Annotated in this window: 14 protein-coding genes; 6 read left to right on the plus strand and 8 right to left on the minus strand. The window is 58.5% G+C overall.

Annotation, left to right across the window (positions count from 1 at the left end; all coding sequences use genetic code 11):
* Positions 1-36 precede the first annotated feature (36 nt).
* The 7 genes from N434_RS21935 to N434_RS21965 all read right to left on the minus strand — a co-directional run bounded on the left by N434_RS21935 (position 37) and on the right by N434_RS21965 (position 12,249).
* Positions 37-3,177: an efflux RND transporter permease subunit gene (locus N434_RS21935; RefSeq protein WP_110760294.1), complete on the minus strand. Its 3,141-nt coding sequence runs from the start codon at positions 3,175-3,177 to the stop codon at positions 37-39.
* Positions 3,174-4,460 carry an efflux RND transporter periplasmic adaptor subunit gene (locus N434_RS21940; RefSeq protein WP_110760295.1) on the minus strand — a complete coding sequence of 429 codons (1,287 nt, stop codon included), beginning with the start codon at positions 4,458-4,460 and terminating at the stop codon, positions 3,174-3,176. The genes N434_RS21935 and N434_RS21940 overlap by 4 nt, the downstream gene beginning before the upstream one ends.
* Before the next feature lie 407 nt (positions 4,461-4,867).
* A complete protein-coding gene (locus N434_RS21945; protein WP_065117638.1) occupies positions 4,868-6,064 on the minus strand; it encodes a polysaccharide biosynthesis/export family protein in 1,197 nt (398 codons plus the stop codon).
* A gap of 577 nt (positions 6,065-6,641) precedes the next feature.
* Positions 6,642-7,604, minus strand: coding sequence for a rhizobiocin (locus N434_RS21950; protein WP_110760296.1), 963 nt, complete (start codon positions 7,602-7,604; stop codon positions 6,642-6,644).
* A gap of 191 nt (positions 7,605-7,795) precedes the next feature.
* On the minus strand, positions 7,796-9,109 hold the full coding sequence (locus N434_RS21955) for an HlyD family type I secretion periplasmic adaptor subunit (protein ID WP_110760297.1): 1,314 nt from the start codon (positions 9,107-9,109) through the stop codon (positions 7,796-7,798).
* On the minus strand, positions 9,102-10,838 hold the full coding sequence (locus N434_RS21960; protein ID WP_110760298.1) for a type I secretion system permease/ATPase: 1,737 nt from the start codon (positions 10,836-10,838) through the stop codon (positions 9,102-9,104). The genes N434_RS21955 and N434_RS21960 overlap by 8 nt, the downstream gene beginning before the upstream one ends.
* 286 nt (positions 10,839-11,124) lie before the next feature.
* Entirely contained in the window at positions 11,125-12,249 is a 1,125-nt protein-coding gene (locus N434_RS21965) for a glycosyltransferase family 4 protein (RefSeq protein ID WP_065117642.1), read from the minus strand.
* A 438-nt stretch (positions 12,250-12,687) separates the two neighbouring features.
* Here N434_RS21965 and N434_RS21970 point away from each other — a divergent pair, with 438 nt between their 5' ends.
* The 5 genes from N434_RS21970 (at position 12,688) to N434_RS21990 (ending at position 18,095) form a co-directional block, all read left to right on the plus strand.
* Positions 12,688-14,214: an ABC transporter substrate-binding protein gene (locus N434_RS21970; protein ID WP_110760299.1), complete on the plus strand. Its 1,527-nt coding sequence runs from the start codon at positions 12,688-12,690 to the stop codon at positions 14,212-14,214.
* Positions 14,215-14,477: 263 nt separating this feature from the next.
* Positions 14,478-15,419: an ABC transporter permease gene (locus N434_RS21975; RefSeq protein WP_161991652.1), complete on the plus strand. Its 942-nt coding sequence runs from the start codon at positions 14,478-14,480 to the stop codon at positions 15,417-15,419.
* Entirely contained in the window at positions 15,419-16,294 is an 876-nt protein-coding gene (locus N434_RS21980) for an ABC transporter permease (RefSeq protein WP_065117645.1), read from the plus strand. The genes N434_RS21975 and N434_RS21980 overlap by 1 nt, the downstream gene beginning before the upstream one ends.
* A gap of 1 nt (position 16,295) precedes the next feature.
* The gene (locus tag N434_RS21985; RefSeq protein WP_110760301.1) at positions 16,296-17,519 is read left to right on the plus strand and encodes an amidohydrolase/deacetylase family metallohydrolase; all 1,224 of its coding nucleotides are present in this window, start codon (positions 16,296-16,298) and stop codon (positions 17,517-17,519) included.
* A gap of 81 nt (positions 17,520-17,600) precedes the next feature.
* Positions 17,601-18,095 (plus strand): RidA family protein, encoded by a 495-nt coding sequence (locus N434_RS21990; protein ID WP_110760302.1) that lies wholly within the window; start codon positions 17,601-17,603, stop codon positions 18,093-18,095.
* Between the two features lie 6 nt (positions 18,096-18,101).
* Here N434_RS21990 and N434_RS21995 read toward each other — a convergent pair whose 3' ends face one another.
* Entirely contained in the window at positions 18,102-18,938 is an 837-nt protein-coding gene (locus tag N434_RS21995) for an IclR family transcriptional regulator (protein WP_065117648.1), read from the minus strand.
* Between the two features lie 87 nt (positions 18,939-19,025).
* Between N434_RS21995 and N434_RS22000 the strand changes: the two genes are divergently transcribed.
* Positions 19,026-20,222, plus strand: a complete 1,197-nt coding sequence (locus N434_RS22000; RefSeq protein WP_110760346.1) for an aminotransferase class V-fold PLP-dependent enzyme — start codon at positions 19,026-19,028, stop codon at positions 20,220-20,222.
* Positions 20,223-20,262: the final 40 nt, after the last annotated feature.

The following is a 20,262-nucleotide window of genomic DNA, read 5'->3' on the forward strand; positions in this document are numbered from 1 at the left end:
GTCGTAAAACCGTTACGCATCTTTACCGGAAATGCCCTAGGCGGCAACGGAATCGGGTTGGCCTTTGCCTTCCGGCTTTTGCGGTTCGGCGTGTTTATCGGCTGATTTCCTGCGGGAAAACAAACCGGTGAGGAAGTTGCCGAACCGGTCCATCTCCACGAAGATCACCGGGGTGATGAACAATGTCAGCAATTGCGAGACGATGAGCCCGCCGACCACGGCAATGCCGAGCGGCTGGCGCAGTTCCGAACTGGCGCCTGAGCCGAGTGCGATGGGCAGCGCGCCCAGCAGCGCGCAGAAGGTCGTCATCATGATCGGCCGGAACCGGCGTACGCAGGCTTCGTGAATGGCCGTTGTGGGTGGCTCGGCTTTTTCGCGCATCAGTTCCACCGCAACATCGATCATCATGATCGCGTTTTTCTTGACGATGCCGATCAGCATCAGCAGACCGATCAGCGCGATGATCGAGAAATCCATGCCCATTACCTTCAGCGCCACCAATGCGCCGAAAGCTGCCGCCGGCAGGCCGGAAAGAATGGTCAACGGGTGGATGAAGCTTTCGTAGAGCACGCCGAGGACCACATAGATGGTCAGCACTGCCGCCAGAATAAGGATGCCGGTATTGCCCTGGCTCTGCTGGAAAATCGCCGCCGTGCCGCCATAGCTGGTGAACACGTCCTGCGGCAGGCCGATCGCGCTCTTGATCTCGTTGATCCGGCTTGTGGCATCGGAAAGCGCCACGCCGTCGGGCAGGTTGAAGGAGATGGTGGTGGAGACGAGCTGGCCCGTCTGGTTGATGGTGACGGGTGCCTGCGTGCGGGTGAGGGTGGCGAAGTTGGAAAGCGGAACAAGAACACCCGATTTCGCCGATAGAATATTGATATCGCTCAGGAAATCGTCATTCCACTGTTTGGAGCTGTCGAATTCCACAATCACATCATAGCTGTCGCCGGTCGACTGGATTTGCGCGGCCGTATAACCGCCGAATGACATTTCCAGCGTCTTGCGCAATTGGTCATTGGTGATGCCGAAGGCCGCCGCCTTTTCCGGGTCGACGGAGATCGTTGCAGCAATGGCGCCGTTCTGGGCGTCGGAGGTGACGGCAGTGAAGGTATGGTCGCGGCGCATCGCCTCCATCAGCTTGTTCGACCAGTCATTTGTCGTGTCGGCATTCAGGCCCTGAACGACGAGCTGGTACTGGCTGGCGGAGCTGCGTCCGCCAAAACGCAGGCTCTGCTGCGGGTTGATATAGGTGCGGATGCCGGCCACTTTCGATGTGGCCTGCCCCAGTTCCGCCAGCACCTGGCTGAGCGGTGCGCGCTCTTCCTTGGGTTTCAGTTCAACGAACATCGAACCGTTGTTGAGCGGATTGCGGGAATTGCCACCGACGATGGAGGTCACGTGCACAACGGCGGGGTTCTTGCGGATCTGGTCGGCAACCTGGGCCTGAAGGTCACGCATCGCAGTATAGGAAATGTCTTCGCGTGCCTGCGTCGACACGGAAAGACGGCCAATATCCTCCTGGGGAAAGAAGCTGGAGGGCAGGGTTTCGAACAGGTAGAGCGAGGCGGCAATCGATGCCAGAAACGACGCAAGAACCACGCGGCGATGGGAAAGACACCAGCTCACCGCACGGCCATAAGCACGGAGCGTACGCTCGAAACCCGCATCGAACCAGCGGATGATGGCGGGCGGGCGGGAGGAATGGCCGGAAAGACGGGAGGCGAGCATCGGCGTCACCGTCAGCGAGACCAGCGCTGACGCCATGATCGCCAGTGTGACGACCATGCCGAATTCGTTGAAGAGCCGGCCGACCACCCCGCCCATCAGCAGGATGGGAATGAAAACGGCAACGAGCGAAATGGACATCGACAGGATGGTGTTGCTGACTTCCGCCGCCCCCTGAAGCGCGGCCTCGCGCATGGTCAGGCCCTTTTCATGCAGGCGCAATATGTTTTCCAGCATGACGATGGCGTCGTCCACCACAAGCCCGACGGACAATGTGAGTCCGAGCAGCGAGATATTGTCGATACTGTAGCCCAGCACATACATCGCGCCAAAGGCGGTGATCAGCGACAGCGGCACGGCAAGACCCGGAATGATGGTCGCCGTCAGGTGGCCGGTGAAAAGATAGATGACCGCGACCACCAGCCCGATGGTGAGAAACAGCGTGAACTGCACATCCGAAATCGCGTCCGTGATGGCGGTCGAGGCGTCGTTCATGACGTTGATGTTGACCGAGGGCGGCAATTGCTGGCGAAGCGCCGGCAGCTTGGCCTTGATGGCATCCACCACGTCGACGGTGTTGGCGTCCGGCTGACGCTGCACGGCGAGGATGATGGCCTGTTCACCATCAAACCAGCTGCCGGCATTGGTGTTGTCGATACTGTCGGTGACATTGGCTATGTCGCCGAGATGAATGGGTGCGCCATTATTCGTCGCCACGACCAGTGAGCGGAAGGCCGCAGCATCGGTGCGCTGGGTGTCGGCCTCGATCGTCAGGCGCTGGTTGTCATTCTGCAGGGCGCCAACGGGCACCTGATTATTGGCCTGGGCGATAGCATTGGTGACGGTATCGACGCCGAGCCCGCGTGCCTGAAGCTGCGCGGGGTCAAGGCCGATGCGGACGGCATAGGTCTGCGCACCGTAGACGCTGACCTGGGCGACACCCGAAATGGTGGAGAGGAGCGGCGAGATGATATCCTCGGCGATCTCGTCCACCTTGCTGGTCGGCAATTCCTTGCTGTTGACGGCCAGCAGCAATATGGGGGCATCGGCCGGGTTGGTCTTGCGGTAGCTCGGCGTCGTCGTCATGTTGCTCGGCAATTGCCGCTGCGCCCGCGAAATCGCAGCCTGCACATCGGCGGCCGCCGCATCGATATCGCGGTTGAGGTCGAATTGCAGCACGATCGAACTGTTGCCGAGCGTATTTGTGGCGCTGATTTCACTGACGCCCGGTATGGTCTCGAACTGCTTGACCAATGGTGTGGTGACTGATGTGGCCATGGTTTGCGGCGAAGCGCCTGATAGCGACGAGGAGACGCTGATTGTCGGAAAATCGACCTTCGGCAGTGCAGCGACGGGCAGCAGCCGGAAACCGGCCAAGCCGGCCAGCACAAGGCCGATGGCGAGAAGTGTGGTTGCGACGGGCCGGTTGATGCAGAAATTCGGGATCATTGGCCGGCACCCTGTTCCTGTGGCACATTGGCGGCGAGATTGCTGGCCGCGCTACCTTTGTCGGAAAACTGCTCGACGACCTGCTGGCCATCGGCGAGTTCCGACTGACCCTCGATGATCACATGTTCTCCGCCGGACAGGCCGCTTGCGATGGCGGTGAGATCGCCGTTCGAGCGGGCGACGTCCACGCTTGTCATATGGACCCGATGATTCTCGTCGACGGTATAGACGAAACTGCCCTTCGGTCCCGGCCGAACCGCGACTGTCGGCACGACGATCATCTCCTTGTCCGAGACGAAATGGGTCGTGACATTGACGGACTGGCCGGGCCACAAAAGGCCGCGATCATTCTTGAATTCCGCTTTGACCAGCACGGTGCCGGAGGTCTGGTCCACCGTATTGTCGTAAAACCGCAGCACGCCCTGCATGGCCTCGCCACCCGTCGCCGCCGGATCGACATCCACCATCGTGTCGTTCTCAAGACCTTCGCGCAATTGCGGCAGGTAACGCTGCGACAGGCGGAAACTGACGTCGATGGGGTCGTATTTCGTGATCGTCACGATATTGACGCCGGCGCTGAGATAAGCGCCGGGGCTGACGCTGATATCACCCAGCCGCCCATCGAAGGGTGCGCGGATTTCCATGTTCTCAAGCGTCACCTGATCGGAGGCCAGTGTCGCGCGGTCCGCGTCGATTTTGGCGCTCGCGGAATCCCGGGCTGCCTTGGCCTGATCCAGCACCTGTTGGGCCTCGGCATTTTGCTTGACCAGATTGGCGGCACGCTGAAGGGCAGCCTCGGCCTGATCCAGCGTCGCCTGATCGGCGGCAATATTGGCGTTGTCCTTGTCAACGGCCGCGCGGGCGATGCGGTCATCCATTTTCAGTATCAGGTCGCCGGCCTTGACATGCTGACCGTCCTTTGCCGCGATTTCGGTGACGAGGCCGGCCTGAAGCGGAGCTATGTTGGTGATATCGGCTGCAACCGCCCAGCCCGTCGCCGTTGCGTCCATCGGCAGGGTCGCCTTGTCTACCGCTATGGTGCTGACGGTCGGCGGTCCGCCATTGCGCCGTCCGCTGCCCTGTCTCTGGCCCTGTTGCGGGGTCGACTGGCCGTTTTGCGCATGCTGTGTTCTGGTGTCCGCCGTGCCGGTTTCCGCCTTGGGGGAAACGCTGGCGAATTGCTTGAGATAGGGAATTTGATCGAGCGGCAGGCGATCCTTGAAATACCATGCGCCGACGGCTGCGATGGCAAGAACGCTGAGGGCGGTCCAGAAACGTTTCATCTGACGGTTCCGCATAATGAGAGCGATACATGTTTCCCGAACATGTGCGGCAAGCCGTGGGAGCAGCTTTCCCCCACAAGACACCCAATGCGCTGCGAAATCACCTTAAACTTTTGTAATGGCGGTGACAATGTTTGCGGCGGTGTCGCCTTGCGCCACAAGGGATTCGGCGTTTTTTGCCGGTGTAGGTTACTGGCTCCGTCGCATGATGGCGGTCGCTTTTGTCTCGGGCCGGGTTCAGAGGTCGACGCCGATTTTCATCAGGAAGTGCCGGGTTGTTCTCAAGGCAGCGTGACGCCGGGATGCGTCCTGACCGGCGGACCATGCCGTAGTCGTCGCTGGTCATGGTCAAGAAAAAACCGCCACGCTTGCGTGGCGGCTCTGGTGACGGTGGCGTGATACCGGGATCAGAAGGCCCGGATGGCGTTGCGGGTCGCAAGCACATCCTCGGCCACATTGCCCGTCGTTGCAGGAACGGAGCCGACGAGATCCAGGAACTTGTAAAGTTCCGTGGCCTGCGAATTCGTGACGTAGATGATGTCGCGATCCTGCATCGGGAACTTCGTGCTGGCGAAAAATGTGGACGGATCGCGCAGATTGGCGCGGAAGATGACTGGAACGTCCTGCCCGGGGAACCTGGACGTATTGATACCGAGTTTGACCAGAAGGTCGCGTTTGACGATACGATAGACATAGACCTGGGCGGGGTCCGCGCGGGAATCGAGCAGCCCGCCTGCCTTGCCGAGCGCATCGGAAAGCTTGAGATCGGCGTCCTCGAATTCGAAGCGGCCGTTGAGGCCGGAAGCGCCGAAGGCGAGGTAGGTGCGGCGTTCGCGCTCCACCATGATCGTATCGCCCGGAACCACATAGATATTCTCGGAGGGCGTGCTGACAAGGTGATTGTAGTTGACGCGTGCGGTCTTTCCGCGGCGGATCAGCGTGACATAGGATTCGATGTTCGGCGCGCTGAGGCCCTTTGCATAGGATATGACGTCAAGAACGCGGTCACCGGCTTCTGAAAGCTGGACCTTCGTTGGTTCCTTGACATCGCCAAGCACGGATGCCTGTGCCGAGCGGCTTGAAATCTTGGTGATGAGAACCTGCGGTTCGATGGCGCGGTTGGCGAGCCGTTCCTCGATTTCGCTCTGCACATCCTCGACATTGCGGCCCGTCGCGCGGATCTTGCCGGCGTAAGGCACGCTGATATTGCCTTCGCGGTCCACGGTCTGGTTCGGCAGGCTGATATAGTTGCCGGGACGGCTGCCCGCGTCGCTTGGGATAAACAGGCCGCCCGCCTGACTTTCGAAGATCGCGACCTGCACGACGTCGCCAACCCCCATCGGCAGCGCCGGAACACCGCCTTTGCCGCCGCCGAAGCTGCCGAGCAGGGTGGTCGTGGTGGTGTCGCCGACATAGTTCAGAACGGCGCTGTTTATATCGATGAGAGCGTAATCGACGCCTGCGGTTTTCTGTTTGTCCTTGGAACCGAATTTGACCGAAGCGTTGGATTCGATTGATGCCGCATCGGGTCCGGAAGCTGCTGTGACCGTGCAGCCTGCCAGTGCTGCGGAGGCAAGCAGGATCGAAACATTCAATAAACGCATTTGGTCCTCAAAATAAATTTTGTCCGAAAGCAGAAATGTTTCGGACATCGTATAATTTTTTAAAAAATATCTACTTCACAAACGGCATCGGTAAAGAAAACGTCAGCCGATATTACATGTCTTCAGCAGAATCGTATTCGAAAACTGCTTTCGCCCGGCTCAGGCATATGCCCAATTCCAGGCGATGCTTCAAGTTCATTCGCCGATCGTCTGTCCCGGGAAATCTGCAATCGCGCGCAATTCACGGTTCAGAGAAACGTTGTATGTCATTGCTCTTAAATATCAGTCAGAGACCATAATCTCTTCGATTGCTGCATTGCGCTAGTGCAGTTTTGTCACGCTCGCGCAGTTTCTTCGTGTTCTGATGTCAGGACGGGTCAATGGACTGCTTCTAAGATCATTTTTCCTGTCTTGCAGTGTCGCATTCAGGATCGCAATTTTACCTTGACTGGCGGAAGAGTCTTTTTTGAACCATCTTCTTTAAATCATGCACAAAAAATCGTGGTCCAGACTGTGTCTCTGGACCACGATCATTTTTAGGCTATGGCGCCGCTAATGCAAATTCTCCTTGAGAGAATTATGCGGTGAACCAGTCGCTGCCGGTAAGGTGAACGCCCGAAACGATGATCTTCTCACCCTTGTGCGCGCCATCCACATTGTAGCTGAGGATGGTGTCGTCTTCGAAGCTCGTCAGTGTCCAGTTCTGGATTGCCGTGCCGACCAGCTTGAGCTTGTCCATGCTGGCGTCGAAACCGGCGATGGTGTCGGTGGCAATGCTCTTGGCCATGTCGCCGAGATTGAACACGAAAGTATCGGCACCGCCGCTGGCAATGATGCGGTCGATGCCCTTGCCGCCGGTTACCAGCGACGAAGCAAGCTTGACACCACTCAGGTCGATCGTGTCGTTGCCGTCGCCGGCGTTGATCGTGACCGAGGTTGCGCTGCCGTCGGTGATGCCCTTGCCGTTGTTTGCAACATTGGTGCCGGCAGCAACCCCGCCCGCACCTGCAGCAGACGGATCATTGAATGCAGCGCCAGCCTTGACGATGATGGTGTCGTTGCCGGCGCCGGTGTCGATGTTGAAGGCGTTTACCCAGGCCTTGTCATTCGAGAGCACGGAGAGAATGACGGTGTCGTTGCCCGAACCCGTGGAGATATTGCCGCGCTTGGCATTGAGAACTTCGACGTTGGAAGCGGTGGTGCCGCCGAGATGCACGTCAACCTGAACGAAATCCTTGAACGAAAGATTTTCCGCCGAGTCGGACTTGGCGAGAACGTTCTTCACCGAGTTCCATGCCGACGTCACATCGAAATTGAAGCTGTTAGTATCGGCTTTATATCCGATATCGACATTGCCGCCCGCACCGCTGCCCGGAACGGCAACCGCGCCGACATTGACCACGCCGGATTCGAGGGAGGAGCCTTCCTTGGTCTGCGTCGTGGATTCCGTGAGGAGCTTGTAAGCTTCCTGGTCGATAAGGTTGGTGAGCGACGAAACCGTCGAAGCGCCGCCATTACCGAAAGTGACAGTTAATGCCATGTTACTCTCCCATAAATTTTTGAGACTGAAATGAATTGAAATTTACTTTAAGATAACCATTACGAGTGATTTTTAATCCATAAAAAATAATAAAACAAGAGTCTAAATTATGCTTTTTCGAAAGTATAGGCTGTATTGAATCTTTGTTTTTGCGAATGTTTTCATTTGGATAATATACGGGACAAGCAGGCTTATTCCTGTATGAATGTTTTATTAAGCCTGTCCTGGAACGGTTTCACGAAATAGGAGAGAACGCTTCTCTCACTCGTCTGTATGAAGACTTCCGCCGGCATTCCAGGGTACAGTTTTCCGCCCGGAAGATGCTGCATCCCGATTTTATCCGGTTTGATTCGCAGAGTGTAAAAGGATGCGCCGGTTCGGGAATCCATCTGTAGATCGGGAGCGACGACGGCGACTTCGGCAACGACATCAGGTGTCGTGCTTTGGTTGAAGGCCGTGAACCGGATGGTGACCGGCTGGCCGACGTAAATCTGGTCAATGTCTCGCGGAAGTATGTCCGCTTCGATTGCGAGGTCGTCTTTCTCCGGCACCACCAGCATCAGCACTTCGCCCGGCTGAATGACCCCGTTTATATTGTGAACGGAAAGCTGATAGACACGCCCGGCGATCGGTGAGCGAATATCAAGGCGGTCCAGCTGATCGCGGGTTGCGGCAAGCCTCTCTTCGTATTCGGCGACCGTTGCCTCGACGGATGTGAGGTCTTTGGTAACTTCGGACTTGCGGTCTTCGTCGAGCTGAAGCAGCTGCAGGTCCATTTCACTCATCTTGCCCACCGTCTGGGCGCGGGCCGCCATATATTGGCCCTGCTGGCCTTCGAGGTTGGAAAGCTGCCGCTTCAAAAGATTGAGCCGCTGAAGCGTGACGAGCCCCTTGCTGTAAAGTTCCTGCGTCTTGGAAACATCCTCCTTGACGATGGCAAGCTCGTTTTCGGTTGCCTCAACCTGAACGGCCATACCTCGCGCCTCATCAAGAAGTTGCTCCTTGCGCGTTGCCAGCTGTTTTTTCATGCCGGTCAGTGCACTGAGGCGGCTGTTGAAAAGGCCCTGTTCGCTATCGATGAATGTCCTGGCGGCTTTTGGATTGGTCAATTCCACCAGATCTTCCGGCACGGTAAAAGACGCGGCCTCGGTAATTTCGGCGCGCAGGCGCGCGCGGCGCGAATAAAGCTGCGCAAGCGTGTTTTCAACGATCGATAAATTGGCCTGGACGATCGTATCGCTCAGCCGCAGCAATATCTGCCCTGCATCAACCCTGTCACCTTCGGCGACCTTGATTTCACTGACGATTCCGCCGGAAAGATGCTGGATTTTCTTGGAATTGCCTTCGACGACGACCCGCCCGGTGGCGACGACGGCGCCGGCAAGCTTTGCCATGGCCGCCCAGCCGCCCAATCCGACGAGCAGTCCGATGGCGAGAACCATCACGGCCGCGGAGTGCCTTATGAGGGACGCATGTGTCATGCCGGCATTTTCCTGCTCACCCATTTTCGCTCACCCGGTTTTCGATCTTGCGTGTTTCGTCCTCCGCTGCCGGCACCTGATGCAGGTTCTGCCGCAGGATTTGGGCCAGCACCTCTTCCTTGGTGCCGAAACGAAGCATCCGGCCGCCGCTCATCACCATGACGAGATTGACGCTTTCGATGGCGCTGGGGCGATGGGCGATGACGACGACGATGCCGCCTCGCGCCCGGATGTCACCGATGGCATTGCGCAGGGCCATTTCGCCTTCGCTGTCCAGATTGGAGTTCGGTTCATCGAGAAGTACAAAGAACGGTTCGCCAAAAAGCGCGCGTGCGAGGCCGATGCGCTGTTTCTGGCCGCCCGACAAAGCCTCGCCGCGGTCACCGATATAGGTGTCGTAACCATTGGGCAGGTTCAAAATCAGCTCATGAACCTGCGCTGCCTTGGCCGCGGCAACGATGTCTTCCGCTGTCGCGTCGCGGTCAAAGCGGGCGATGTTCTGCGCCACCGTTCCCGGCATCAGCTCCACCTGCTGGGGCATGTAACCGATGGATTTGCCGAGAACCTCGAAATCCCACTGGTTCAAGGCGGCGCCATCGAAGCGCACGGAACCGCGCTCATAGGGCCAGATACCCGTCATCAGGCGCGCCAGCGTCGATTTTCCGGAGGCGCTCGGGCCGATGATGCCAAGGCCGTCGCCCGCATTCAGCGTGAAGGAAATATCGGCGACCGTGTCGCGCGCGCCATTGGGCGGCCCACCCGTCACGCGGTCGATCGCGACGGTATATTGCGGTCGCGGCAAAGAAAGCGGTGCGGCTGGCTCCGGCACCAGTTCAAGAAATTCATTGATCCGTTTCCAGCCCTGTCGGGCCGCCATGAAACTGCGCCAGTTGGCGATGGCATGTTCGACGGGGCCGAGCGCCTTCGCCGAGAGGATCGAGCCTGCGATGATGCTGCCCGCCGACGCATTGCCCTCTATGACCAGCACGGCGCCGATCGCCATGACGCCGGACTGCAGCAGCAGCCGGAATGTCCGCGATATCGCGCCGAGCGTTCCCGCCGTATCGGATGTCGACAGGGTGATGCTGCGATATTGGGAATGCAGATCGTTCCACATCGACGTCACCGACCCCATCATTCCCATGGTCTTGATGGACTCGATGTTACGCTGACTGTTGCCGACGAGCGCGTTTCTCTGTCCGCGTGCGGCATAGGCCTGTTTGGTCGCTTTTTCGGTGAGCCAATTGGTCAGGAGCGTCAATACGACAAGAATGGCGGCGCCGCCAAGCACGGCAAAGCCGATCCACGGGTGCAGGGCAAAGCAGATCAGCAGATAGATGGGCAACCAGGGAATATCAAAAAATGCTCCCGGCCCGGGGCCGGAGAGAAACTGGCGTATCTGGTCGAGATCGCCGACGATCTGCAATCCGTCGATCCTGGCGGAGGCGAGGAGTGGGGCGCCGATCGACGCCCGGAAGAGCCGTTGATTGAGCGTGTCGTCCATATCGTCGGAGATGCGTGCCAATATCCGGCTGCGCAGCATGTCGAAGCCCATCAGAAATGCGTAGAGAATGATGAGGAGAACAACCAGCGCCACAAGCGACGGGATGCTCTTGCTGGGCAAGATGCGATCGTAAACCTCCAGCATGAAAAGCGAGCCAGAAAGATTAAGTATGTTCATCAATGCGCTGGCGAGGCCGACGGCAAAAAAGGCGCGCTTATTTTTTGTTAAAAAAGAATTAAATATAAACATATAAACACCTAAAACTGTACGAAAGTCGCACAATAAACAAGATTAGGCAATGCTATTTGAGAATGAACTGGAAAGATGGTCGCAACGTCTTGTGAGCTGCATCTTTCCGGCAATAGATCCGGCTAACAATTCAAGCGGGCCATTTCGGATTTGTCCCCGGTATCTTGAAGCTCCGCCCCTGTTGAAATTGCCTGAGGCGGAAGGCTCCACCGGGCATGGTGTTCAATATGAACGCCACCGCTCGGCTGTCGGGAAGTTTTCCAGGCACATAGCGGGTCCTTGCGGCTCAGGCCCGTTCAGCGAGGGCAAAATTCACGGTATCGGCAAATTCCCGCAGGAAACGTTCGCGTGAGAAGCGGGCGGCGTTGTCGATACAGGCGTTCTTGTCGAAGCGCTCGGAATTGTCGACGAATTCCTGCACGGCGGCGCAGATCGCTTCGGCTGTCTGTTCGCCGAAATAAAGACCCGTCGGCTGATTGGAGGCACCGAGTGGAATGACTGTCTCAAGCACCCCGCCTTTGCCATAGGCTATGACCGGTGTTCCGAGCGCCTGCGATTCGACCGGCACGATGCCGAAATCATCCTCCGCCGCGAAAACGAAAGCCCGGGCTTCCGCCATGTATTTATGAAGTTCCTCATTGCCGACGAAGCCGAGAATTTCGACGTTGGGCGTGGCGATTTCGCGAATACGCTTCATGTCCGGCCCGTCACCGATGACGACCAGCCGTTTGTCCGGCATTTTCGCAAAGGCTTCGACGATCAGATGCACCTTCTTGTAGGGCACCAGCCGCGATGCTGTGACAAAATAATCGCCTTTCCAGTCGGAGGGGGAGAGGTGGGATGTGTCTACCGGCGGATAGATCACGGTGGAATCGCGCCCGTAACATTTGCGCACACGGTTGCGGATGAATTTGGAATTGACCGTCATGAGGTCGACGCCATTGGCGGTGCGAATGTCCCACATGCGGATGTAGTGGAGAATGGCGCGGGCGATCCATGAGGCGAAACCGCGCGTGAGTCTTGTTTCTTTCAGATACTGGTGCTGCAGATCCCAGGCGTAACGGATGGGGCTGTGGATATAGGAGACATGGAACTGGCCCGGCCCGGTTATGACGCCTTTGGCGACGGCATAGCTTGAGGAGATCACCAGATCATAACCGCTGAGATCGAACTGCTCGATGGCGAGCGGCATGAGCGGCAGATAGGACCGATATTTTTTGCGGGCGAAGGGCAGTTTCTGGATGAAGGAGGTGTTGACGGCGCGACCTCCGAGAAATCCCCGGTCGCGCTCGCTCATGAAATCCACCAGGCAATAAAGATCCGCCTGCGGATAAATCTCGAGAAGGTTGTGAAGCACCTTTTCAGCCCCACCCCTGTCGGTGAGCCAGTCATGGACGATTGCCGTCTTCATAATTTCCTCAATAATATCAACGTAATAAAAATTTATAATCCGCCCTGGACGAAAACTCGGCGGTGTAGAATGTCGTATGTGTCTCGAGGCCCTGAAAAAGCGGCGGCGGGAGACGGATGAAAAGAAAAATAATATCTGTGCTAGGCGATGTCTGTCGGAATCTGGTCTTTGTCTGATCTTCAATAGCAGTTTGTTCGCAAATGCGAAATATCCCGGCCTCCTGATTCTCCGTTTCCCTGACGGGAAGGGGCAGCCCTTATTTCCGAAAGCTTCATTTTTAACCCCGGCGAGCCTCGCCTGCCGGCACGTCGCTCTGCGATTTCCAACATCTCGCGATGAGGTGATTGACAAGGCGTCTTATCAAGATATTCTGTTATAAAGATGCATATAATATAATAATGGAACATCAAATTGGAACAAAGAGCTGGGAGCTTGACCATGAGACGTAAGATTGCATTTCTCGCCACCGCCGCGCTGTTGCTGGCGCCGGGTGTGATGATGGCCGCGGAGAAGGGGGGCGTCATCAATGTCGCGACGATCGGCGAGCCGCCGACACTCGACCCCATGGCCTCGACCGCCGATCTGGTCGGCATCGTCACGCAGCATATTTTCGAGACGCTCTACACCTTCGACAAGGGCTGGAAGACGACGCCGCTTCTGGCCGAAAGCCTGCCCGAGATCAGCGCGGATGGCAAAACCTACACGATCAAGCTCAGGCAGGGCATCAAGTTCCATGACGGCAGCGACATGACCTCGGAAGATGTCGTCGCCTCGCTTGGCCGCTGGATGAAGATTGCCTCGCGCGGCAAACAGGCGGCTGGTTTCATCGACACTATTTCCGCTCCCGACGCTGCAACGGTGACGATCACCCTCAAGCAGCCTTATGCGCCGCTGACTTCTCTACTCGCTTTCAACAATTCGGCGGCCATCATCCTGCCGGCGGAAAAGCAGGCCGAACCGATGGCCGAATTTGTCGGCACCGGCCCCTATATGCTGAAGGAGCGCAAGGCGGACCAATATATCCAGCTCGTGCGTTTCGATGGTTACAAATCGCGCGATGGTGAAAGCGATGGCTATGGTGGCGCGCGCCACCAATATCTCGATGAAATCCGTTTCGTTCCGGTTCCGGATGCGAATACCCGTGTCGAAGCCGCCGTTTCCGGGCAATATGACTATGTCGATTCCATTCCGGTGGAATCCTTCGACAGGGTGAAGTCTTCCTCCGCCTCGCAGCCGCTGATGCTGAAGCCCTTCGGTTACCCGGTCTTCGTGTTCAACACCAAGGAAGGTCTTTCTTCCAAGCTCGAGGTCCGCAAGGCGGTAACCGAAGCGCTGAACATGGAAGACATGCTGGCTGCCGCTTTCGGCAGCACGGATTTTTATGCGCTGGACGGCGCCTATTACCCCGACAATTTCTCCTGGCACACGGAAGAGGGTGTCGAGGGCAATTATAACGTCGGCAACCCGGAAGCCGCCGCTGAAAAGCTGAAGGCTGCCGGTTATAATGGCGAGCCGCTGCGCATCCTCACCAGCCGCCAATACGAGTTCCATTACAAGATGGCGCAGGTTGCCGCGGAATATCTGAAGCTGGCCGGTTTCAAGGTGGATATGCAGGTGGTGGACTGGGCGACGCTGACGCAGCGCCGCGCCGACCCGAAACTCTGGGATATCTATATCACCCACAGCCCCTTCCTGCCGGAACCGGCGCTGATCGGCGCGCTCTCCACCGGCTCGCCGGGCTGGTGGGACACGCCGGCACGCAAGGCGACGGTTGACGCCTTCACCTCGGAGGCCGATCCGGACAAGCGCGTCGCGCTCTGGGCCAATGTGCAGAAGACGATGTATGCCGAACTGCCGCTCATCAAGATCGGTGATTTCAACGCGGTGGCGGCGAAATCCAACAAGCTTGATGGTGTCGACCCGGCTCCGTGGCCGTATTTCTGGAACGCTTCGGTTACGAAATAGGATCAGCTTGGTCTCGGGGTGCTGGGTGCTACGGCCGCACCCCGTCATCCCGGCCTTGAGCCGGGATCCAGCGCGATCAAGTCCTTGATCGCAAGGGATTCTTTTACCACGCCGACGCGTGGTAGCTGGATGCCGGATCAAGTCCGGCATGACGGAAGTAAGCGTTTTCCTGACCCTGAGTGCCGGAGGTGTCGGCATTCATCTTTAACTCAATTCAACCGTCGCCTGGTCGCGGCCCATCACGCGCTTCGGAGCTTTCATACGTGATACGGTATATTTTCCAAAGACTTGCGGGAATGATCGTGGTGATGTTCCTCGTCGTCACCATCGTTTTCGTCATCCTGCGCGTCACTCCCGGAGACCCGGCCGCCGTGATGCTGGGGCCGGATGCCTCGGCGCAGGATATTGCGGAGCTGCGCAGCCGGCTCGGCCTCGATCAGTCGCTTGGCGTGCAATATGTCTATTATATCGGCCAATTGCTGAAGGGCGATCTCGGCCAGTCGATCTTCCTCAACATGCCGGTTGGATCGGCACTGCTGGACCGGGCCGAGCCGACTTTCTTCCTGACGATCTTTTCGCTGCTGATCGCCAGCGTCATCGCGCTTCCCATCGGCATCTATGCCGCTTACCGGCGCGGTTCCTTCGTGGATCAGGCCGCCACGACGGTGGCGATGCTGGCGGCCAGCATACCGAGCTTCTGGCTCGGCCTCATCCTCATGCAGGTTTTCGCCGTGCGGTTCGATATGTTTCCGGTGTCGGGTTATGGCGGGCCGGGCGCGAGCTTCCTAGAGCGCATGTATCACCTGACCCTGCCGGCCATCGCGCTCGGCCTCGTTTCCTCCGCGCTCATTCTGCGCTTCACCCGCGCCTCGATGCTGGATGTTCTCGGTGACGATTATGTCCGCACCGCCAGAGCCAAGGGCGTCAAGGAGCGCCGGGTGGTGATGAAACATGCGCTGAAGAATGCGCTCATTCCCATCCTCACCGTGCTTGGCCTCACCGCCGCCGTGCTGATTTCGGGCGCGGTGGTAACGGAAACCGTCTTCGGCCTGCCGGGTGTCGGCAATCTTGTCGTCTCAGCCGTGCTGCGGCGGGATTATCCGGTCATTCAGGGCGCGCTTCTCATCATCGCCGGGCTTTACGTGCTCATCAATTTTGCAATCGACATGCTTTATTTGCTGGTCGATCCGAGGGTTCGTTACTGATGGCCGATATTGTTTCCACCACCCCGCCGGCGCGCAACCCGACCATCCTGTTCATTCGGCGTCTGTTGAAGCGCAAGACGGTCGCTGCCGGTCTTATCGTTCTCGTCGTCTTCGTGCTGCTTGCCGTTTTTGCGCCGATGATTGCGCCTTACTCGCCGTCGAAACTGTCGATTGTGAACCGTCTGAAGCCACCGAGTGAAATTTACTGGTTCGGCACCGACGAGTTCGGCCGCGATGTGTTTTCCCGCACCATCTATGCCGGAAGGCTGTCGCTTCTGGTCGGGGCCGCCGTGGTGGCGCTTTCGGCGCTGATCGGCATCACCCTCGGCCTGCTTGCCGGTTTCTTCCAGAAGCTGGATACGCCGATTGCGCGCCTGATCGATGCGATGATGGCCTTTCCGGATATTCTGCTGGCGATTGCGCTGGTGGCGGCACTCGGCCCGTCGCTGACGACTGTCATCATCGCGCTTGCAGTCGTTTATTCGCCGCGCCTTGCCCGCATCGTGCGCGCCTCGACGCTGGTGATCCGTGAGTTGCCCTATGTGGAGGCGGCGAAGGCGCTTGGCATTTCCACCTTCCACATCATGACGCGGCATGTGCTGCGCAATCTGGTCTCGCCCATCCTCGTGCAATGCACCTTCCTTTTCGCCAGCGCCATGCTGGCCGAGGCGGGCCTTTCCTTTCTGGGGCTCGGTGTCAGCCCCGAAATTCCCACCTGGGGAACCATGATCTCCGCTGGCCGCCAATATATCGGCCAGGCTGACTGGATGACCTATTTCCCCGGCTTTGCCATCATTCTTTCCGTGCTGTCGCTGCAAATGGTCGGTGATGGGCTGCGGGACATGCTAGACCCAAGACTGCGAAGGGATTTGTAATATGTCGTCCGGCGAACAGGCGAAAGCGCCTCTTCAAGCTCCCATTCTTCTCGCCAATGTCAGACCCGTCGGTTTCGGAAAGGGGGCGTCCCAGGCCTCGACCGATATTCTGATCGGTGGCGACGGCAAGATCGCCGCGGTGGGCTCTGCCCTGCAGGCGCCTGCGGATGCGCAGCGCATTGATGCCAAGGGTGCCTTCATCTCGCCCGGCTGGGTGGATTTGCACGTGCATATCTGGCACGGCGGCACCGATATCTCCATCCGTCCCTCCGAATGCGGGGCGGAACGCGGCGTCACGACGCTGGTGGATGCCGGCTCGGCGGGCGAGGCGAATTTCCATGGTTTCCGCGAATATATCATCGAGCCTTCGAGAGAGCGCATCAAGGCCTTCCTCAATCTCGGTTCCATCGGCCTTGTCGCCTGCAACCGGGTGCCGGAACTGCGCGACATCAAGGATATCGACCTTGATCGTATCCTCGAATGTTACGCCGAAAACAGCGAGCATATTGTCGGCCTGAAGGTGCGGGCGAGCCATGTCATCACCGGTTCCTGGGGTGTGACGCCGGTCAAGCTCGGCAAGAAGATCGCCAAGATCCTGAAAGTGCCGATGATGGTGCATGTGGGCGAACCGCCGGCACTCTATGACGAGGTGCTGGAAATCCTCGGCCCCGGTGATGTCGTGACCCATTGCTTCAACGGCAAGTCGGGCTCCAGCATCATGGAAGACGAGGACCTGTTCAACCTTGCCGAACGCTGCGCCGGTGAAGGCATCCGGCTGGATATCGGCCATGGCGGCGCGTCCTTCTCCTTCAAGGTGGCGGAAGCGGCGATTGCACGCGGCCTGTTGCCCTTCTCGATCTCGACGGATTTGCATGGCCATTCGATGAATTTCCCGGTCTGGGATCTGGCGACGACCATGTCGAAGCTGCTGTCGGTTGATATGCCCTTCGAAAATGTCATCGAGGCCGTTACCCGCAATCCGGCCTCCGTCATCCGCCTCGATATGGAAAACCGTCTCGATGTTGGCCAGCGCGCCGACTTCACCATTTTCGATCTAGTGGATGCCGATCTGGAAGCGACCGACTCCAATGGCGATGTGGCGCGCCTGACACGTCTGTTCGAGCCGCGTTACGCGGTCATCGGCACGGAAGCGATTGCCGCCAGCCGTTATATTCCAAGGGCGCGCAAGCTGGTGCGCCACAGCCATGGTTATTCCTGGCGCTGAACCCGAATGGAATGGCGGGGCATACCCTCCGCCTTCCGCAGACATTACGGGATACCCGTCCCGGCATTATGAGGAATTCGCGTGAAACAGTCTTCGCTTGATGCAGAAGGGCACCTTTCGCCCTATGACCGGCTCGCTGCGCTCGGCATCTCCCTGCCGCCGCCGCCGCCGCCAATTGCCAATTTCGTCACCCATGTGGTGGAAGGCAACATGCTTTATCTCTCGGGCCAGGGGCCGCGGGAAGAAAACGGCCATCTCTATGCCGGCAAGGTGGGCGCGGAAATCGGGCTGGAAGAGGCCTATAATCATGCGCGTCTCACCGGCATCAATCTGCTTGCCGTCATGCATGAGGCGCTGGGTGATCTGTCGCGGGTGAAAAAAGTGGTCAAGCTGCTCGGCATGGTCAATGCCGTCAGCGATTTCCGCGATCACCCGAGCGTTATCAATGGCTGCTCCGATCTCTTCATCGATGTGTTCGGCGATGCGGGACAACATGCCCGCTCCGCCGTGGGTTTCGGCTCATTGCCAGGCAACATCACCGTTGAGATCGAAGCGATTGTCGCGCTTAGGGATTGAGGCCGTTTAATGGTTGCGCCAGCCCATCAGCTTTTCGATCCGTTCCGCCGAGACCCTGACCTGTTCGGTGTAATGGTTTTCGTCCGCCAGCACCTTCTGTTCCGGCAGCACGATGGAAATCGTCGCAACGCATTCGCCCCTGTTGTCGCAGATCGGCGAGGCAATGCAGGCGACGGCGTAATCGGATTCGGCGACCTGTATCGACAGGCGGTCATGGAAAGCGGCACCTGCCGATTGCGACAGGGTCTCCGGGTTGATTTCCGCGCGGCCGGTGGGCGAGGTGCGGGCGCAGCGCTTGAACAGTTCGACACGCTCCGCCTCCGGCAAATGACCGACGAGCAGGCGGCCGGAGGCCGTCCAGTTCAGGGGAACACGGGTGCCGACACGCGACGCGACCTGAAAATGGCTTGGACCATCGGCCATGGCAAGCACCAGCATATGGTCGCCATCGCGGCCGCAAAGCTGCACGGTCTCGCCCGCATGGCGGCACAGATCGTGCATTTCGTGGGTGGCGACACCCATGAAATCCAGCGAGCGGGCATAAGCAAGGCCATAATGGTAAAGCCGCGCGCCGAGCCAGATATTGCCATCGGCATTGCGCGCCAGCATGTTCTTTTCGACGAGATCGTCGATGATCACATAGACGGTGGAAAGCGGCGCCTTGATGGCCTTGGCAATCGCGTAAGCGCCGGCTGGCGATCCGGTTTCGTAAAGGTAATCAATAACCTGAAGCGCACGGTCGATACCGCTGACGCGCGAGCGCTTGGCCGTCTTCGCGTCCGGGTTTTCCTCCGTGGGAGAGACGGCGGTTGAAGGCATTTCGTCCAGTCTATGGGCGTCCAATTTTGGCTCCTCATGATTTTGAGAAGCTATTACATTATTATGGCATATATGTCGATGCCTATCGCATCGCAAAGACAGGAGAAAGACATGACCGAGGATATCAGAAGCAGGATCGGCCTTCGCCCGGTCATCAACGTCTCGGGCACCATGACCTCGCTCGGCGCGTCGATTGTCGTTCCCGAGGCCGTGCAGGCCATGGCGGCCATCCTGCCGCAATTCGTCGAGATCAATGATCTGCAACGCAAGGCGAGCGCGATCATTGCACGGCTGACGGGCGGCGAGGCTGGTTTCGTCACGGCGTCCTGCTCCTCCGGCATCAGCCTTGCGGTGGCGGGCGCCATTACCGGCAATAATCTGCTGGCCATCGAAAAGCTGCCCGATGTCGCGCCTGAGAAGAACGAAGTTCTGGTGCAGATGGGGCATGTGGTGAGCTATGGCGCGCCGGTGGATCAGGCAATCCGCCTCGGCGGCGGCAAGGTGGTGCTGATCGGGCAGGCGACATCGACCCATCGTTTCCACATGGAAAACGCCATCACCGAAAAGACGGCGGCGGCGGTCTATGTCGTCTCGCACCATGTGGTGAATTACGGTCTGCTGCACCTTTCCGAATTCGTCGAGATTGCCCACGCCAAGGGCGTGCCTGTTATCGTCGATGCGGCGTCCGAATATGATCTGAAGCTGTTTCTGGCGACGGGCGCGGATGTGGTGCTTTATTCCGGCCACAAGTTCCTTGGCGGTCCCACTTCCGGCATCGTCGCCGGCAAAAAGGAGCTGGTGCGCCACGCCTTTTTGCAGAACATGGGTATCGGCCGCGGCATGAAGGTCGGCAAGGAAAGCATCTATGGCGTCATGGCGGCGCTGGAAGCCTGGGAAAAGCGTGACCATGATGGCATCCGCGAGCGCGAAACCGGCTATCTCAACCTCTGGAAAAAGACGCTGGACGGGCGCCCCGGTGTGACGGCGCTGATCGAGCCCGACCCGACCAATAACCCGCTCGACCGGCTGCGCGTCATCATCGATGCCGAAGAAGCCCATATCACGGCATGGGACCTGACGACGGCGCTGGCCAGAGGCAATCCGCCGATCATTACCCGCGATCACGAGGTGGAACACCGTTATTTCTATCTCGACCCCTGCAACCTGCATCCCGGCCAGGAAGCCATCGTGGCTTCCCGTCTGGCGGAAGAGCTGGATAAGGCACGCGCCTCCAACGAGGTGATCGCCACGCCGTTCGAGGACCGCAGCCGCCACCGTTTCGATGGCATGCTGCGCTGGCCGGACTGAGTGGAACGAGCGGGTGCGGCAGTTTTCTTCTCCCCGAGGG

Origin of the sequence: Rhizobium sp. UGM030330-04, assembly GCF_003208455.1 — a bacterium.
Lineage (GTDB): Bacteria > Pseudomonadota > Alphaproteobacteria > Rhizobiales > Rhizobiaceae > Agrobacterium > Agrobacterium rhizogenes_A.

Excerpts from the sequence above, each read along its gene's own strand:
- N434_RS21935 (WP_110760294.1), bottom strand. The coding sequence starts at position 3,177 with ATGATCCCGAATTTCTGCATCAACCGGCCCGTCGCAACCACACTTCTC.
- N434_RS21960 (WP_110760298.1), bottom strand. The coding sequence starts at position 10,838 with ATGTTTATATTTAATTCTTTTTTAACAAAAAATAAGCGCGCCTTTTTT.
- N434_RS21965 (WP_065117642.1), bottom strand. The coding sequence starts at position 12,249 with ATGAAGACGGCAATCGTCCATGACTGGCTCACCGACAGGGGTGGGGCT.
- N434_RS21945 (WP_065117638.1), bottom strand. The coding sequence starts at position 6,064 with ATGCGTTTATTGAATGTTTCGATCCTGCTTGCCTCCGCAGCACTGGCA.
- N434_RS21970 (WP_110760299.1), top strand. The coding sequence starts at position 12,688 with ATGAGACGTAAGATTGCATTTCTCGCCACCGCCGCGCTGTTGCTGGCG.
- N434_RS21940 (WP_110760295.1), bottom strand. The coding sequence starts at position 4,460 with ATGAAACGTTTCTGGACCGCCCTCAGCGTTCTTGCCATCGCAGCCGTC.
- N434_RS21950 (WP_110760296.1), bottom strand. The coding sequence starts at position 7,604 with ATGGCATTAACTGTCACTTTCGGTAATGGCGGCGCTTCGACGGTTTCG.
- N434_RS21980 (WP_065117645.1), top strand. The coding sequence starts at position 15,419 with ATGGCCGATATTGTTTCCACCACCCCGCCGGCGCGCAACCCGACCATC.
- N434_RS21985 (WP_110760301.1), top strand. The coding sequence starts at position 16,296 with ATGTCGTCCGGCGAACAGGCGAAAGCGCCTCTTCAAGCTCCCATTCTT.
- N434_RS21955 (WP_110760297.1), bottom strand. The coding sequence starts at position 9,109 with ATGGGTGAGCAGGAAAATGCCGGCATGACACATGCGTCCCTCATAAGG.
- N434_RS22000 (WP_110760346.1), top strand. The coding sequence starts at position 19,026 with ATGACCGAGGATATCAGAAGCAGGATCGGCCTTCGCCCGGTCATCAAC.